The sequence below is a fragment of the Amycolatopsis albidoflavus genome (assembly GCF_039525725.1).
GTDB lineage: Bacteria > Actinomycetota > Actinomycetes > Mycobacteriales > Pseudonocardiaceae > Amycolatopsis > Amycolatopsis albidoflava.
Genome location: NZ_BAAAHV010000023.1, coordinates 393,114 through 406,960 on the forward strand (window position 1 = coordinate 393,114; position 13,847 = coordinate 406,960).

Annotated in this window: 15 protein-coding genes; 8 read left to right on the forward strand and 7 right to left on the reverse strand. The window is 69.1% G+C overall.

The genetic code is table 11. The annotated features are described in order from the left end of the window. Window positions 1-39: 39 nt before the first annotated feature. Window positions 40-510 carry a nitroreductase/quinone reductase family protein gene (locus ABD156_RS39125; RefSeq protein WP_344286067.1) on the reverse strand — a complete coding sequence of 157 codons (471 nt, stop codon included), beginning with the start codon at window positions 508-510 and terminating at the stop codon, window positions 40-42. An 89-nt stretch (window positions 511-599) separates the two neighbouring features. On the opposite strand from ABD156_RS39125, the gene ABD156_RS39130 reads away from it, so the two are divergent. Then, window positions 600-1,205 (forward strand): TetR/AcrR family transcriptional regulator, encoded by a 606-nt coding sequence (locus ABD156_RS39130; RefSeq protein ID WP_344286068.1) that lies wholly within the window; start codon window positions 600-602, stop codon window positions 1,203-1,205. On the opposite strand, the gene ABD156_RS39135 is transcribed toward ABD156_RS39130, so the two are convergent. Genes ABD156_RS39135 through ABD156_RS39145 form a run of 3 tightly spaced genes read right to left on the reverse strand, consistent with a single transcriptional unit; the run spans window position 1,202 to window position 2,764 of the window. Next, window positions 1,202-1,480, reverse strand: coding sequence for a hypothetical protein (locus tag ABD156_RS39135; protein ID WP_344286069.1), 279 nt, complete (start codon window positions 1,478-1,480; stop codon window positions 1,202-1,204). The genes ABD156_RS39130 and ABD156_RS39135 overlap by 4 nt on opposite strands. Then, window positions 1,480-2,508: a DUF2891 domain-containing protein gene (locus ABD156_RS39140; protein ID WP_344286070.1), complete on the reverse strand. Its 1,029-nt coding sequence runs from the start codon at window positions 2,506-2,508 to the stop codon at window positions 1,480-1,482. Before ABD156_RS39140 ends, ABD156_RS39135 begins: the two co-directional genes overlap by 1 nt. A 1-nt stretch (window position 2,509) precedes the next feature. Then, a complete protein-coding gene (locus tag ABD156_RS39145; protein WP_344286071.1) occupies window positions 2,510-2,764 on the reverse strand; it encodes a hypothetical protein in 255 nt (84 codons plus the stop codon). 75 nt (window positions 2,765-2,839) lie between these two features. Here ABD156_RS39145 and ABD156_RS39150 point away from each other — a divergent pair, with 75 nt between their 5' ends. Both ABD156_RS39150 and ABD156_RS39155 read left to right on the forward strand, forming a co-directional pair. Continuing rightward, the gene (locus tag ABD156_RS39150) at window positions 2,840-3,664 is read left to right on the forward strand and encodes a helix-turn-helix domain-containing protein (RefSeq protein ID WP_344286072.1); all 825 of its coding nucleotides are present in this window, start codon (window positions 2,840-2,842) and stop codon (window positions 3,662-3,664) included. Then, window positions 3,661-4,053: a VOC family protein gene (locus ABD156_RS39155; protein ID WP_344286073.1), complete on the forward strand. Its 393-nt coding sequence runs from the start codon at window positions 3,661-3,663 to the stop codon at window positions 4,051-4,053. The genes ABD156_RS39150 and ABD156_RS39155 overlap by 4 nt, the downstream gene beginning before the upstream one ends. Here the strand turns inward: ABD156_RS39155 and ABD156_RS39160 are convergent. Then, complete coding sequence (locus ABD156_RS39160; RefSeq protein WP_344286074.1) at window positions 4,050-4,385, reverse strand: cupin domain-containing protein; 336 nt, start codon at window positions 4,383-4,385, stop codon at window positions 4,050-4,052. The genes ABD156_RS39155 and ABD156_RS39160 overlap by 4 nt on opposite strands. A 71-nt stretch (window positions 4,386-4,456) precedes the next feature. On the opposite strand from ABD156_RS39160, the gene ABD156_RS39165 reads away from it, so the two are divergent. Beyond that, window positions 4,457-5,395: a GlxA family transcriptional regulator gene (locus ABD156_RS39165; RefSeq protein ID WP_344286075.1), complete on the forward strand. Its 939-nt coding sequence runs from the start codon at window positions 4,457-4,459 to the stop codon at window positions 5,393-5,395. A gap of 46 nt (window positions 5,396-5,441) precedes the next feature. Here ABD156_RS39165 and ABD156_RS39170 read toward each other — a convergent pair whose 3' ends face one another. Continuing rightward, on the reverse strand, window positions 5,442-8,066 hold the full coding sequence (locus tag ABD156_RS39170; protein WP_344286076.1) for a fibronectin type III domain-containing protein: 2,625 nt from the start codon (window positions 8,064-8,066) through the stop codon (window positions 5,442-5,444). A gap of 235 nt (window positions 8,067-8,301) precedes the next feature. Here ABD156_RS39170 and ABD156_RS39175 point away from each other — a divergent pair, with 235 nt between their 5' ends. The 3 genes from ABD156_RS39175 (at window position 8,302) to map (ending at window position 11,725) form a co-directional block, all read left to right on the forward strand. Next, on the forward strand, window positions 8,302-9,624 hold the full coding sequence (locus tag ABD156_RS39175; protein WP_344286077.1) for a glycoside hydrolase family 27 protein: 1,323 nt from the start codon (window positions 8,302-8,304) through the stop codon (window positions 9,622-9,624). A 347-nt stretch (window positions 9,625-9,971) separates the two neighbouring features. Then, a complete protein-coding gene (locus tag ABD156_RS39180; RefSeq protein ID WP_037820337.1) occupies window positions 9,972-10,826 on the forward strand; it encodes a GNAT family N-acetyltransferase in 855 nt (284 codons plus the stop codon). A 41-nt stretch (window positions 10,827-10,867) separates the two neighbouring features. After that, window positions 10,868-11,725 carry a type I methionyl aminopeptidase gene (map, locus tag ABD156_RS39185; protein WP_344286078.1) on the forward strand — a complete coding sequence of 286 codons (858 nt, stop codon included), beginning with the start codon at window positions 10,868-10,870 and terminating at the stop codon, window positions 11,723-11,725. Between the two features lie 65 nt (window positions 11,726-11,790). Here the strand turns inward: map and ABD156_RS39190 are convergent, their stop codons facing one another. Next, window positions 11,791-12,465, reverse strand: coding sequence for a FadR/GntR family transcriptional regulator (locus ABD156_RS39190; RefSeq protein WP_344286079.1), 675 nt, complete (start codon window positions 12,463-12,465; stop codon window positions 11,791-11,793). A 48-nt stretch (window positions 12,466-12,513) separates the two neighbouring features. Here ABD156_RS39190 and ABD156_RS39195 point away from each other — a divergent pair, with 48 nt between their 5' ends. Then, complete coding sequence (locus tag ABD156_RS39195) at window positions 12,514-13,788, forward strand: CynX/NimT family MFS transporter (RefSeq protein WP_344286080.1); 1,275 nt, start codon at window positions 12,514-12,516, stop codon at window positions 13,786-13,788. Window positions 13,789-13,847: the final 59 nt, after the last annotated feature.

The window sequence follows — 13,847 nt, forward strand, 5'->3', positions numbered from 1 at the left end:
ATCTGATTCCCTCAAGGAGCCCTTCACGGCTTTTCGGGGTCAGACGCGCTCGAGAAGGACGACCGGGACCTGTCTCCCGGAAGCGGCCTCGAACTCGGCGAATTTCGGGACCAGCGCGATCTGCTGCGCCCAGATTCTGGCGCGTTCTTCCCCAGCGGTCAGCCGTGCCTCAACCGGGATTTCTCCCGCGCCAGCCTCGATGACAGTCCGCGGATTCGCCATGAGATTGCGGTACCACGCCGGGTCGTGCGGACTGCCGCCGTGTGTCCCGAAAACGGCCCAGTTGTCCCCGACCGGCTGGTAGAACAGCGGGCTGATCCGCGCTTTCCCGGTTTTCGCGCCGACGTGGTGCACGAGAATCAGCGGCATTCCCTTTTCCGGAAACCCCGGCATATGCGGCGGTATCGGACGGCCCGCGGCGGATTCCTCCGGACTGCTCCACGCGACATATCCGGCGTTCTCCCGGAATTCGGCTCGGATCCGGACATTCCAGTCGTCAAGGGTGGGCACGGCATCTCCTTCGCTAGGCGGAGCACTTGCTCCGCAAACTAGCACACTAGGAGGAGCATGTGCTCCGGGTAAGCGAGTATGCTCGTCGCATGGCCGTGGCTGAACCGCACACTCCTGCCCGCCGTCGCGCCCTGCGCGCGGACGCGATCCGCAACCGGGAGGCGATCGTCGAGGCCGCCGCCGAGGTCATGGCGGAGCAGGGAGCCGCGGTCGACGTCCGCGAGATCGCGCGGCGCAGCGGGGTCGGCATGGGCACGCTGTACCGGCACTTCCCGAAGAAGGAAGACCTGGTCCGGACGGTTTTGGACCAGGACTTCTCCCGATGGGCCGAGGCCGCGCGCCAGGCGGCGATCGAGGCGGAGGACCCGTGGGCGGCGCTCACTGACTTCTACCGGCAGGCGTTGTCCGGCTGCGCCCGGCACCGCGCGATCATGGAAAGCTTCGCGCTGACGTGGACTGATCCCGATCCGACGGGGATTCCGCAGCTGCGCGCGGTGCTGGAGGAGCTGCGGGCGCGGGCGGCGGAGTTGCTGCGTCCGGGGGTCACCACGGAAGATTTGGTGCTGTTGCTGATTTCTCTGGGGTATGCGGCGCAGTTCACGGATGAGTGCCGGCCGCACATGTGGAACCGGTTGCTGCTGATTTCGCTGGACGGGCTGCGGGCTGAGCACCGCGAGCCGTTGCCGGAAAGCTAATCGCCTCCGCCGGGGGTGACGGTGAGCCCGTGGCGCGGATCCGGCACGGCTTCGAGCGCTGCCTTCACCGCGGGCTGGTCGCAGAATTCGTCGCGGATGGCCTCGGTCCTGAAGGCGATCTCGAAGACGACGCCGCGTTCGTGCGTCCGCCACGACCATCGCACGGCGCGGTCGATGATCGCGGCTTTGAGGAGCGCGTCGAAGTAGGTGCGGCGCCAGGTGCTCGCCGGGGCTTCTCCGTCGAGTACTTCGATGATCAGCCAGGGGTCTGACATTATTCGGCGTCGCTCAGGAGGAGAAGCGCGTAGTAGGCCAAGAAATGTTCCACCGCATACGGTCCCTCGGTCACCTGCGATAAGGAGGCCTCCGCATGCTCTCGCGAGGCCGCCCCGATCGCCGCAACCCGGCCATCCCCGCTCGGCAACGCCGCCGCGATCCGCCGCCAGCACCAGGCGCGGTGCAGGTTGAGCCCGTGGAGATGGGCGATCAACCCGTCGAAAGCATCGGTCACTACAGCCGGGGTGAACAACGCCACCGGGTTCCGGTCGGCGATTCCGGGCAGGAAACCTTCCAGCCAGGCCCCGAAATCGGCGGCCGGCATCAGGCGGCTCATCAGCTCAGCCTCGGCCAGCGCCGGAGTGAGGAAGTCGGCTCCGGACGGCTCCCAGGCACCGGGGTAGTCGCGGTCCGAGCCGAACCAACGCCAGGCCGTCTTGGTGATCACGTCTCGCAGTCGCGGTTCGCCTTGGGATGCCAGGTAGTCGGCGTACGGCAGCGCGCGAGAGAGTCCGAAGGCGCCGTTCTCGTGCAGGCCGTAACGGATCGGATAGGTGACCTTCGGCAGCCAGTCGAGAAAGCGGGAGACGAAAAGCCTGCTCAACGGCTGGAGGGCAGCGGACCAGCGCGCGGCGTCAGGGTCGTCCCAGGTCGCGGTTTCCCTGGTCAGAGCCAGCAGGATCGACCAGCCGTACGGGCGTTGGGTCGTGCGATGGTGCTCCGGCGCGAAGCAGGCGGCTTCGGCGGCCAACGCGGGCTCGGTCAGGTGCGCATTCAATACGTCTCGGATCTCGTCGGCCGGGACGAGGGCAGGGTAGCGGCGCAGCAGATGTGCCAGCACCCAGAACATTTCGACGCAGGAATGCCAGTCGAAGCTGCCGTAGAAGCACGGGTGCAGCTCGCGGACAGGCGGAACGGGAGCGTCGTCGATGCGCCAGTGGCTCTCGTAGTGTGGATACTCGCGCACGACGTTGGCCAGCGCGATCTTCGCGAACTCGCCGGCGTGCGCGCCGGATAGCCCGGCCATGTCAGCCGCGCAGGTGATGTCGGGCGGCTTCGCGGATCTGGAGCCGCACGTTCTCCAGCGAGGCCGCGACCTCGTCGATCTGCCGGATCGCGATCTGCACCGACCCCTGGATCGCCGTCGCGGAGCCGGTTTCGCCGAGCAGGCCGAGCACCTGGGCCTGCAGGGCTTCCAGTTCTTCTTTGGTGGCGAGGGCGATTCCGGTCGGCACTTGGTCGGCCAGCAGTTCGAGCTGCTGCGCCTGTTCCTGGATCGTCATCGGGCTTCTCCTCATCGTGGGGACCGCTCTCCCGTGGTAGCAGAATTCGCCCGCGTCCGGGGCTAGCCTGGTCGCGTGAGTCACAGCTGGGCCGCCCGTCCGCCGCATCCGGTGCTGCGGGGCCTGGTCACGCGCTACGTCGGTTACGCCCAAGAGAACGGCACCCTCGGGGTGCACCGCGGGCTGCCCTCGCGGCACCTCACGCTGGTGATCAGCCTCGAAGAGCCGATCCGGTACGCCGGGCTCGCCGGAGCGGGAGCGCTGCAGAGCGTCGTCGGCGGCCTGCACACCGAACCCGCGCTGATCACGCAGGGCCAGGTGCAGCGAGGCGTGCAGCTGGAGCTGGACCCACTGGGAGCGCGGACTCTGCTGGGCGTCCCGGCCGCGGAATTGACCGGCCGGGTAACCGACCTGACCGACTTCGGCGGCGACCTGGCCCGCCTGCCGGACCGGCTGGCCTCGGCCGAGGATTGGCGTGCCCGATTCGCGATTCTCGACGAGGTGCTGGCCGCTCGGGCGGTCGAGCGCGCCGATCCGCCGCCGGAGCTGAACCGCGCGTGGCACGAATTGCGCCGCAGCGGCGGGTTGCTGCGGGTCGGCGATCTGGCGGACGAGGTCGGCTGGAGCCGCCGGCATCTGGGGGAGCGGTTCCGCGCGGAGCTGGGGCTGGCCCCGAAGCAGGCGGCGCGCGTGCTGCGTTTCGAGCGGGCGGTGCGGTTGTTGCGTAGCGGGCGTCGTGATCTGGCCGGGATTGCTTATGCGGCTGGGTATTACGACCAGGCGCACTTCACGAACGAGTGGCGCTCGCTGGCGGGGTGCTCGCCGCGGACGTGGATGGCGGAGGAGCTCCCGTTTCTCCAAGACGAGACAAAGCCCGCCGCCGCAGAATTGTTGGCATGACACCACAACCGACAGTCTGGCCAGCTTTCCGTTACAACGACGCCAGCGGCGCGATCCGTTTCCTCGCCGACGTCCTGGGCTTCGAAGAAACCCTCGTGGTCCCCGGCGAGAACGGCGTCGCGCATGCCGAACTCCGTTGGCCCGAAGGCGGTGCCGTGATGTTGGGCAGTTGCGGCGGGCCCGCCGACGGCGTGCACGACGAGATGAAACCTGGTGCCAGCGCGGTGTACGTGGTCTCGGATCGAGTGGACGAAATCTACGCCCGCGTGCGCGAAGCCGGTGCCGAAATCAGTCTGGAGCTGCACGACACCGACTACGGCTCGCATACGTTCACCGTCCGCGATCCCGAGGGGAATGCTTGGACGGTCGGGAGTTACCGGGGCGCTTAGCCCTCGGGGTAGAAGACGAACAGCGTGCAGCCGGTCGCCGTCGCGGGTACATGCCACGACCCCGCCGGGGCGTGGATGAACGTGCCGGCCGGGTAGTCGCGGGCGCCGTCGTTGAAGACGCCGGAGACGACGAAGACTTCTTCGGAACCGGGTTCGTGCACGTCACGTTCGGGCCACGTGCTGCCGGGGTCGAATTCGACGACGTTGGCGTGCGCGCCGTTTTCGCCGGTCCACAGCGGACGGAGGCGGATGCCGGGGAACAGCTCCTTCACCGGGGCTTCGTCGACCGCGACCGAGGTGTAGCCCGGCTGGGCAAGGATTTCGGGGTGCATGAGTCCCAGCTTGGCTTCCCCGGCGCACGCGGGACAGTGTCAGGAAAGACGTCATAGGGTACTTTCTTGCCATGCATCGCGTGGTGGCTCTCGTCCAGCCGGTGCAGTCGACGTTCGAACTCGGCTGCGGCGTCGAAGTGTTCGGCACGACCCGGGGCGGGGTGCCGCAGCACTACGAATTCGAGGTGTGCACAGAGAATCCCGGGCCGGTGCCGACCACGGCCGGCTACGAAATACACGTGTCCAGCGGGCTTTCGGCGCTTTCCAGGGCCGACACGGTGCTGATCCCTGGCTGGACGCCCGTCGAGACGCCGCTCTCGCCGAAGGTGCGCCGGGCGTTGCTGCGCGCGCACGAACGCGGCGCGCGGCTGGTCACGATCTGCTCGGGTTCTTTCGCGCTGGCCCAGACCGGCCTGCTGGACGGAAGAACGGCGACGACGCACTGGGCGCGGCTCGACCAGCTGCAGCGGGATTTCCCGAAACTGCGGGTGGAACCGGACGTGCTTTACGTCGACCACGGCGATGTCGCCACGAGCGCGGGCGCGGGAGCGGGCATCGACCTGTGCCTGCACCTCGTCCGGCGCGATCACGGGGCGGCGCACGCGGCGCTCATTTCGCGGCACATGGTGATGCCGACGCATCGCGAGGGCGGGCAGGTGCAGTACGTGCCGCGGCAGGTGTCGGCGGACGCGTCGTTGGACGGGCTGCTCGACTGGGCGGGAGAACGCTTGGGTACGCCGTTGTCGGTGGAGGATTTGGCTGCCCGCTTGACGATCTCCCCGCGGACGCTGGCCCGCCGGTTCGCGGATCAGCTCGGCACAAGCCCGGGTGCGTGGCTGCTTTCGCGGCGGGTGGCGGAGGCGCGGCGGTTGCTGGAGGAGACGGATCTGCCGGTGGACGCGATCGCGGCGCGGGTCGGCCTGGTGTCGGCGGTGAACCTCAGGCGTCGGTTCCGGGCGCAGGTCGGGACGACGCCGGGGGCGTATCGAAGAGCCTTCCGAATAGGGTGATCGGCGCGTACCGGCAGGGAGGTCCAGTACGCGCCGATCACCGGGGTTACGCGGTGGTGGTTTGCACCGTCACCGCGGGGCCGACGCCGGTTCCGGTGACGGCCGCGATCGTGAAGGTGTAGGCAGTCCCGGACTTCAGCCCGTCCACGACGCGGGTCAGGCCCTTCTGCGTGGGCTGGCTGACGATCGCGTCGCGTCCGGTGACCTCGATGGTGCGGCCGTCGGACACGGTGATCCGGTAGCCGATCACCGGAGTCGACCCGGTTTCCTTCGGCGGCGTCCAGTGGATGCTCGCCGCGTCAGCGCTCGGCAGCGCCTTCGCCCCGGTCGGAACAGCCGCGAGCTGGGTGCCCGGCTGCCCGGCGGTGACCGGTGCCGACGGCAGCGACGGCAGGCCGACCCCGAACCGGTTTTGCGCGGCGACCGTGACCGTGTACGTCTGGCCATCAGTCAGCTTCGGGATCACCGTGTACCCGGTGCGTGCGAAGTCCTTGGCGGACACCGAAGCCGTGACACTGCGCTTGCCGTCGGAAGCGGTGAGCAGGTAGTCCTGCACCGGCGCGCCGTTCTCCGCGACCGTCGGGTTCCAGGTCGCGTACAGCTGGCCGGACACCGAGAACGTGCCGATCCGCGTCGGAGCCTGCGGAGCGGACGCGCCGTCGATCCGGCGGTTCAGCACCGAGCGGTGGCCCGGTTCGATCCCTGCGTTGTCCACAATGGACTTGGGCGCGGCGGCGGGGTTGTTCAGCAGGTGGTTGCCCGCCGTGATGACGCCCTTCTTGTCGCCGTCCGGATCGCCCTGCTCCCAGTAGTTTCCGGAGATGACGGTCGGGTCGTTGTTGCCGAGCGAGTCGCGGTAGTCCACGTGCGTGGAGGCGACGTTGGCGTACGCCGCGTGGTAAAGCACGTTGCCGGAAACGGTTTCGTAGGTGCAGCCGTTGTCGGTGTAGACAGACTTGCCGAGACCCCACTGGTCGTAGATGACGTTCCCGGTCACCTTCTCGCCCTCGGCCTGCGACGGCCCGGTGATCCCCTGGGTGTAAATGCCGCCGCCGTCGTCCAGCGACAGCATGTAGTCGTGGATCAGGTTGTTGGACACCACGTTGTTGCGCGAGACATTCGGCGTCGCGGCCTGCTTGATCTTGTCCGGCCAGCCGCCCCAGCCCATCGAGATGCCGGAGTACGCGACGTGGTCGATCTGATTGTGCGAAACGACGTTGTCCTGCGAGTACCCGTTGACGATCGGCACTCCGCCGGTGAACTCGCGCGGCATTCCGTACAGGTGGTTGTTGGTCACCTTGACCCGCGCGGTCAGGTCCGCACCAGCGGCGGTGGGCTTGCTGACCCCGCCGATTTCGACGCCGTTGCCGGAGATGTCGGTGAACACGCTGTCGGACACGCTGCTGTCCTGCGCACCCTCGCCGAGGTCGAGCCCGGCCGCGCCGAGGTGCGCGAACACGGTGTCCCGGAACTCGATCCGCTGCCCGTGTGACAGCGAGACGTTGCCGGGTTCCTTCGTCCAGTCCGCGTACGGGCAGGAACCGCCGGGCGTGAACTGGCACAGGCCCTGCGTGGCCCAGCCGCGTTCGCCGGTGATCCGGTAGCCGGCCTGGATTTCGGAGAAGCCTTCCGGCGACGACGGTTCGAGCCACGTCGCGTAGGAGAACTGGATGCCGCGGAAGGAGATGTCGTGGATCGGCTTCTCAGCGGTGCCGCGGCCGTCCACGAGCTTCTCCAGCGCGGGCATCTCGACGTCGGCCCAGTGCAGGTTTTCGCCCTTGCGCGGCAGGTAGTACACGGTGTGCGCGGCGCGGTCGAGGTACCACTCGCCAGGAGTGTCCAGCAGCTCGAACGCATTCTCCACATAGGACGGTTGGCGTCCGTTGGTGAGATCGCCCGGGCCGACCATGTTGACCGAACGGCCGGGGATGTCGGCGAACATCACGCGCCGGGTCGAGTTGTCCCAGCACGGCTGGGCCATGGTGATCGTCGTGCCGGACGCCGAAGCGACGGGGCAGCGCGGCTCGGTCCACTGGCCGAGGCCGTTGCGCTCGACGTTCCACAGCTCCTCGCCGCTGGTGTAAACCAGCTCGAGGTCGCTCGGGTTTCGCCAGTGCGCCATGGTGTCCGCGGACGCGGTGTACCCGGTGTCGGTCGCCTTCACGGTCACCGGAAGCCGTCCGGAAGCTCGCTGCGCGCGGACGCCGTCGACGTACAGCTGGCGGGTGTTGTCCAGCCCGGCTGGCGCGGGCGCGGAGTAGAGCCCCGGCCGTCCGGCGACCGGACGCCAGCCGTTGACCTGCTTGCCGCCGCTGACCACGGTGCCCGGCGAACCCTGCCAGACGATCCGGTGGCCGTTCGAGCCGGAATCGGCCGCGTCGAGTTCGAGCGGCTTGTCGAGCCGGTAGGTGCCGGAGGAGACGTGCACGGTCAGGTCGGAGTTCAGGTGCGCGGCGCGTTGCCGGACCAGCTGCTGGGCGCGGGGGAGCGTGCGCACCGGCGACCAGACGGCGCCGGACCCGGAATCGTTGCCCCACGGCGAGACGTACACGTCCTGGCTGCCCGGCCACGCGGCCGCCGCACCCGCGGGCAGCAGCGCGGTCGCGGTCAGCACCGCGGCGGCGAGCCCGAGGGCGCGCCTCCCGCTGGCGCGCGCTGGTCTGAGCTTCATCCGGGACCTCCGTGTTCGCCAGTGAACGACGCGAGTCAGCGCCGCAAGAAAGATAGGATCTATTCGCGATCGTGTCGAGAGGATCCGGGTGGATATTCCGAGCATTCACGGTGGTGAACAGGGTTGATCCGGTCGGCGGGTTCCGTCCCGGCTAGCGGTCAGTGATCCGATGAATCATTGCTGACCCCGGTTCGGCGCGCGTACAACGAAGCGATCCCCGGGAGAGGTGGTCGCGATGAAGCGAAGGATCGGTGTGCTGGCCGCAGCGGTGGCGGTGCTGGCCGGTGCGCTGGCGGGAACAGCGGCGGCGGACAGTCAGTCGATCGAGTCCTGGACGCCGGTGGCGAGAACGCCGCCGATGGGCTGGAGCAGTTGGAGCGCGCTGCGCCGGAAGTTCACCGAGGAAACGATCAAGGCGCAAGCCGACGTCATGCACGACCGGCTCGCCGCTTACGGCTACCGGTACATCAACATCGACGCGGGCTGGAACGACCACGTCGACGAATTCGGCCGCGTCGCGCCGGACCCGAAGAAGTTCCCGAACGGCATTGCCTCGCTGGCCCGGTACCTGCACCAGCGCGGCCTGAAATTCGGCATCTACCTGGTGCCCGGAGTCCCCGCGCAAGCGGTTGCGGCAGACTCGCCGATCGAGGGCACGCCGTACCGGGTGCACGACATCGTCACGGCAGGCGCGGGCAACACCGCGGACGACAAATCCGCGAAGCTCGACTTCAGCAAGCCCGGCGCGGCCGCGTACGTCCGCTCCCAGGCGCGGCAGCTGGCGTCGTGGGGCGTCGACTACATCAAAATGGACTTCGTCGGACCCGGCGGCGGGAAGATCCCCGCGGACAACCGCGAGGACATCCGGCAGTGGCATTCGGCGATCCAGGCCAGCGGCCGTCCGATCCACTTGGAACTGTCCAATTCGCTCAGCATCGCCGAGGCTGCGACCTGGCAGCGCTACAGCAACGGCTGGCGGATCGAAGGCGACATCGAGTGCTACTCGCATTGCGTCGGCCTCACGAACTGGGACGTGCGGGTCAAGCTGCGTTTCGCCGACGCTCCCAAGTGGACTGGCTTCGCGGGCCCCGGTCATTGGAACGACCTGGACTCCATCGAGATCGGCAACGGCGAAGCGAACGGCATCACCCCGGACGAGCGGCAAAGCGTGATGACGCTGTGGGCGATCGAATCCTCGCCGCTGCTGCTCGGCACCGACCTGACCAAACTCGACCCGGACGACCTGAAACTGCTCACTAACCGCGAAGTGCTGGCCGTCGACCAGGCCGGCCGACCGGCGCGTCCGGTTTCGCAGGCAACGCAGCAGCAGGTGTGGTTCAGCCCCGACGGCCACGGCGGAGTGACGGTCGCACTGTTCAACCTGGGCTCGACGGAGGCCCCGGTGACCGCGTCCTGGCCGGATCTGGGACTGCGCGGCCCGGCCGCGGTGCGGGATCTGTGGACGCATCGGAACCTGGGGGTGAGCCGGGACAGTTTCACCGCGACACTCGCGCCGCACGCTTCGCGGCTGCTGCACCTGGTTCCGCGGCCTCGCTGAGCCGTCCGTGAAGGGCTCCTTGAGGGAATCAGATTCCCTCAAGGAGCCCTTCACGGACAACAACCTCGCTCTGGTGCGGGGCTGGCTCGGCGGGCTATTGCGAGTGAGCCGTCCGTGAGGGCCACCTTCACGGACTCTGATTCCCCCAGGGTTCCCCTCACGGACTCCAGGGGGACAGCTCCGGAGGCGCCAGGGCGGGGTGCCTCCGGAGCGCTGTGCGGCGGGTTCGGGCACTGTCGGTGGCGGAGCCCGCCGGGGCGCCGCCGTTCGGGTGCGAGGTTCATTCATCTCAGCGTGTCGCCTGGCTCGCGTTCCGTTCACCCGGTTCATCTGGCACTCTGGACCCCGTGTTGCGGCTTGCAGGTGCACGGCTGCTCGATGATCGGGACTATCCGGCGGTGCGCGCTGCACTCGCCGCCGACCCGGTGGGCAGCTGCATGGTCAGCGCCCGGGTCGAGGCGGCCGGTCTCGACCCGTGGCGTCTTGGTGGCGAGCTGTGGGCGGCCGACGCCCGTCCGGTGCGCGCTGGGCGGCTCACCGGTTTGTGCTTCGCCGGACCGAACCTGATCCCGTTGCGCGGCAACGCTTCGGCGCTGCGTTCGTTCGCCGACCGGGCGCTGCGCCGCCAGCGCACCTGCTCCTCGCTCGTCGGGCCCGCGCCGCAGGTGCTCGGGCTCTGGGACGAGCTGTCGTCGGAATGGGGGCCGGCCCGCGAGGTACGCGGCGACCAGCCGCTGATGGCGCTCGAAGGCGACCCGCTGGTGCCCGCCGATCCGCAGGTCCGCACCGTCCGCCCGCACGAACTGGACCGCTACCTGCCCGCGGCGGTGGCGATGTTCATCGAGGAGGTCGGCGTCGACCCGCGCGCCGGCGACGGCGGGGCCAGCTACCGCGCCCGGGTGAGCGAGCTGATCTCCACCGGCCGCGCGTTCGCCCGGTTCGAGGACGGCGAGGTCGTGTTCAAGGCCGAGATCGGCGCGATGTCCGCGCGGGTCGGCCAGATCCAGGGCGTCTGGGTGCATCCGGACCGCCGCGGCGGCGGTTTGGGCACGGCGGGCACCGCGGCGGTGGTGAACCGCCTGGTCCACGGCCTCGGCCGGACCGCGAGCCTGTACGTGAACGGATTCAACGCGCCCGCGCTGGCGGCGTATCGGCGGATCGGGTTCCAGCAGGTCGGGCAGTACGCGACCGTGCTGTTCTGAGCTGGCTGCGCCGCGATCGGGTGACGTCGTAGTCTGGGGACATGTCCGTTCGCGCCCCGTTGAAGCCCGGCGTCCAGACGCCGCGCCGTGCCGTCCCCGCCGACATCGCCCGCCCCGAGTACGTGGACCGGCCGGCGCCGAAACGGGACACCGGCAACGGAGTGCGCACGCCCGAGGTCATCGAGGCGATGCGGGTCGCGTCGAAGATCGCCGCGCAGGCTCTCGAGGAGGGCGGCAAGGCGGTCAAGCCGGGCGCGACCACCGACGACGTCGACAAGGTCGTGCACGAATTCCTGCTCGACCACCACGCGTACCCGTCGACGCTCGGCTACCGCGGCTTCCCGAAGTCGTGCTGCACCTCGCTGAACGAGGTGATCTGCCACGGCATCCCGGACTCGACCGTGATCGAGGACGGCGACATCTGCAACATCGACGTGACGGCGTTCATCGGCGGCGTGCACGGCGACACCAACGCGACGTTCCTCGCCGGCGACGTCTCCGAGGAGGTGCGGCTCCTGGTCGAGCGCACCCGCGAGGCGACCGCGCGCGCGATCAAGGCAGTCCGCCCCGGTCGGCAGTTGAATGTGATCGGCCGCGTGATCGAGGCGTACGCGAAGCGCTTCGGCTACGGCGTGGTCCGCGACTTCACCGGCCACGGCGTCGGCCCGGCGTTCCACACCGCGCCGACGGTGCTGCACTACGAGGAGCCCTCGGTGCAGACGCTGATCGAAGAGGGCATGACCTTCACGATCGAGCCGATGATCACGCTCGGCACCATCGACTACGACGTGTGGAGCGACGACTGGACGGTCACCACGAAGGACAAGAAGTGGACCGCCCAGTTCGAGCACACCCTGGTCGTGACCGCTGACGGCGCGGAGATCCTGACGCTCCCGTAATACGAGCTGTCCGTGAAGGGCTCCTTGAGGGAATCTGATTCCCTCAAGGAGCCCTTCACGGACAGCTACAGGTCTTCCGCCCGCGCGATCAGCACGTCCAAGAATCCCGCGGCTTCGGCGGCCGACCGATCCGCGTCGCGGGCTTCGATCGCGTCCACCAGCTCCCGGTGCCGGATCATCTCCGCGTGCTCCGGATTGTCCGAAGTGGACGCCACGCTCGCGGTGATCGCCTCCATCAGGCCGCGGTAGAGCTCCAGCAGCAGCCCGTTGTGCCCGCACCGGACCACCACCTGGTGGAATTCCGCGTCGCTGCGGGCGAAATCGTCGAGGCGGCCTTCGTCCCAGTCGGTGTCGCGGCGGTTGAGCAGGACGCGCAGCTCGGCCACGTCTTCGTCGGTGCGCGCGGTCGCGGCCAGCCGGGCGCCTTCGACCTCCAGCAGCCGGCGCACGTGCAGCACCTCGCGCAGTTCCGTGCCGCACAGCCGGCGGATCGCGCCGGACACCTCGCTCGTCGCGCGCACGTAGGTGCCGTCGCCCTGGCGGACTTCCAAGATCCCGGTGTGCGCCAGCGCGCGCACGGCCTCGCGGACCGTGTTGCGCCCGACGCCCAGCTGAGCGGACAGCTCCGGCTCGGTCGGGATCCGGTGCCCGATCGGCCATTCTCCTGCGGTGACCGCCTCGCGCAGCTGGTCGATGACCTGGTCGACGAGTCCGGCGCGGCGGGTGGTGGCCAACGGCACAGCCTGATCCCTTCATCCAATCATCCTACGTATGCGATAGTAGCGCACATGTCCGCCGATTCCCGAGACTCCGCAGCCGTGTCCACCGCCACCTATTCCGACCGGCTCGAGCTCGAACTGGAAGGCAGCCTCGAGGAAGAGGTGCCCGCCGGTCGCCGGCCGGGCGTGGTGGCCGGCGGCGTGCTGCTGGCGGTCGCGGTGGTGCTGACGGCGATGAACCTGCGGCCGGCGATCACGAGCGTCGGCCCGCTGCTCGCGGAAATGCGCGGAAGCCTCGGCGCGTCCGCGGTGTGGGCGAGCGTCCTCACGACCCTGCCCGGCCTGTGCTTCGCGGGCGCCGGCCTGGCCGCGCCCGTGCTGTCGCGCCGCCTGGGCATCGGCCCGGCGATCGGTCTCGCGCTGGCGGTGCTGACCGCGGGCCTGGCGGTGCGGGTGCTCGACGGACCGTACGTCGTGCTCGGCGGCACGCTCATCGCCACCGCCGGAATCGCGCTGGTCAACGTGCTGATCCCGGTGGTCATCAAGGATTCGTTCCCGGCTCGTGTCGGGCTCATGACCGGCGTCTACACCGCGGCGCTGCAGGGCGGCGGCGCGGCGGGTTCCGCACTGAGCCCGCCGCTGGAATCCGCCTTCGGCGGCTGGCGTGCCGCGCTCGGCGCGTGGGGCGTGCTGTCGGCGATCGCTTTGGTGGCGTGGCTGATCGCTTCGCGCGGTGCCGGCCGCCCGCCGCGCCCGGCCGCCGGCGCCGCCCGCGCCCGGTCGCTGATGCGCAGCCCGCTGGCGTGGATCGTCACGATTTTCTTCGGGCTGCAGTCGTTCATCGCCTACGTCGTGATGGGCTGGCTGCCGCAGGTCTTCATCGACGCGGGAGTCAGCAAGGCCGACGCCGGTCTGCTGCTCGGCCTGATCTCGGTGATCGCGGTGCCGATCAGCCTGGTGATCCCGCCGATCGCGGCGCGGCAGAAGAGCCAGAGCCCGTGGATCGTCGGAATGGGCGTCTTCGGTGCCGCTGGGATGCTGGGTCTGGTCATCGCGCCCGGATTCTCGCCGCTGCTGTGGAGCGTCCTGCTCGGCATCGGGATGAGCGTGTTCTCGCTGGCGCTGACGGTGATCGCGTTGCGCGCCCGCAGTGGTGCCGAGACAGCGCGGTTGTCGGGGATGGCGCAGGGCTTCGGGTACCTGCTGGCCGCGGTGGGGCCGTTCGTGTTCGGCCTGCTGCACGATGCGACGGGCAGTTGGACGGTGTCGTTGATCGTGCTGCTCGTGGTGATGGTGACGCAGATGATCTTCGGCGGTCTCGCCGGTCGGCGTCGATTCGTCTGACCAGACAGGAAACGGGCGGCCGGTGGATCACCGGCCGCCCGCTTCGTTTGGTCACTGGT

What these genes read in the sequence shown, in the direction of transcription:
- ABD156_RS39140 (WP_344286070.1), bottom strand. Translation starts at nt 2,508, where the DNA reads ATGGCCGGGCTATCCGGCGCGCACGCCGGCGAGTTCGCGAAGATCGCG.
- ABD156_RS39160 (WP_344286074.1), bottom strand. Translation starts at nt 4,385, where the DNA reads ATGCACCCCGAAATCCTTGCCCAGCCGGGCTACACCTCGGTCGCGGTC.
- ABD156_RS39145 (WP_344286071.1), bottom strand. Translation starts at nt 2,764, where the DNA reads ATGACGATCCAGGAACAGGCGCAGCAGCTCGAACTGCTGGCCGACCAA.
- ABD156_RS39155 (WP_344286073.1), top strand. Translation starts at nt 3,661, where the DNA reads ATGACACCACAACCGACAGTCTGGCCAGCTTTCCGTTACAACGACGCC.
- ABD156_RS39135 (WP_344286069.1), bottom strand. Translation starts at nt 1,480, where the DNA reads ATGTCAGACCCCTGGCTGATCATCGAAGTACTCGACGGAGAAGCCCCG.
- ABD156_RS39175 (WP_344286077.1), top strand. Translation starts at nt 8,302, where the DNA reads ATGAAGCGAAGGATCGGTGTGCTGGCCGCAGCGGTGGCGGTGCTGGCC.
- ABD156_RS39195 (WP_344286080.1), top strand. Translation starts at nt 12,514, where the DNA reads ATGTCCGCCGATTCCCGAGACTCCGCAGCCGTGTCCACCGCCACCTAT.
- map (WP_344286078.1), top strand. Translation starts at nt 10,868, where the DNA reads ATGTCCGTTCGCGCCCCGTTGAAGCCCGGCGTCCAGACGCCGCGCCGT.
- ABD156_RS39170 (WP_344286076.1), bottom strand. Translation starts at nt 8,066, where the DNA reads ATGAAGCTCAGACCAGCGCGCGCCAGCGGGAGGCGCGCCCTCGGGCTC.
- ABD156_RS39165 (WP_344286075.1), top strand. Translation starts at nt 4,457, where the DNA reads ATGCATCGCGTGGTGGCTCTCGTCCAGCCGGTGCAGTCGACGTTCGAA.
- ABD156_RS39130 (WP_344286068.1), top strand. Translation starts at nt 600, where the DNA reads ATGGCCGTGGCTGAACCGCACACTCCTGCCCGCCGTCGCGCCCTGCGC.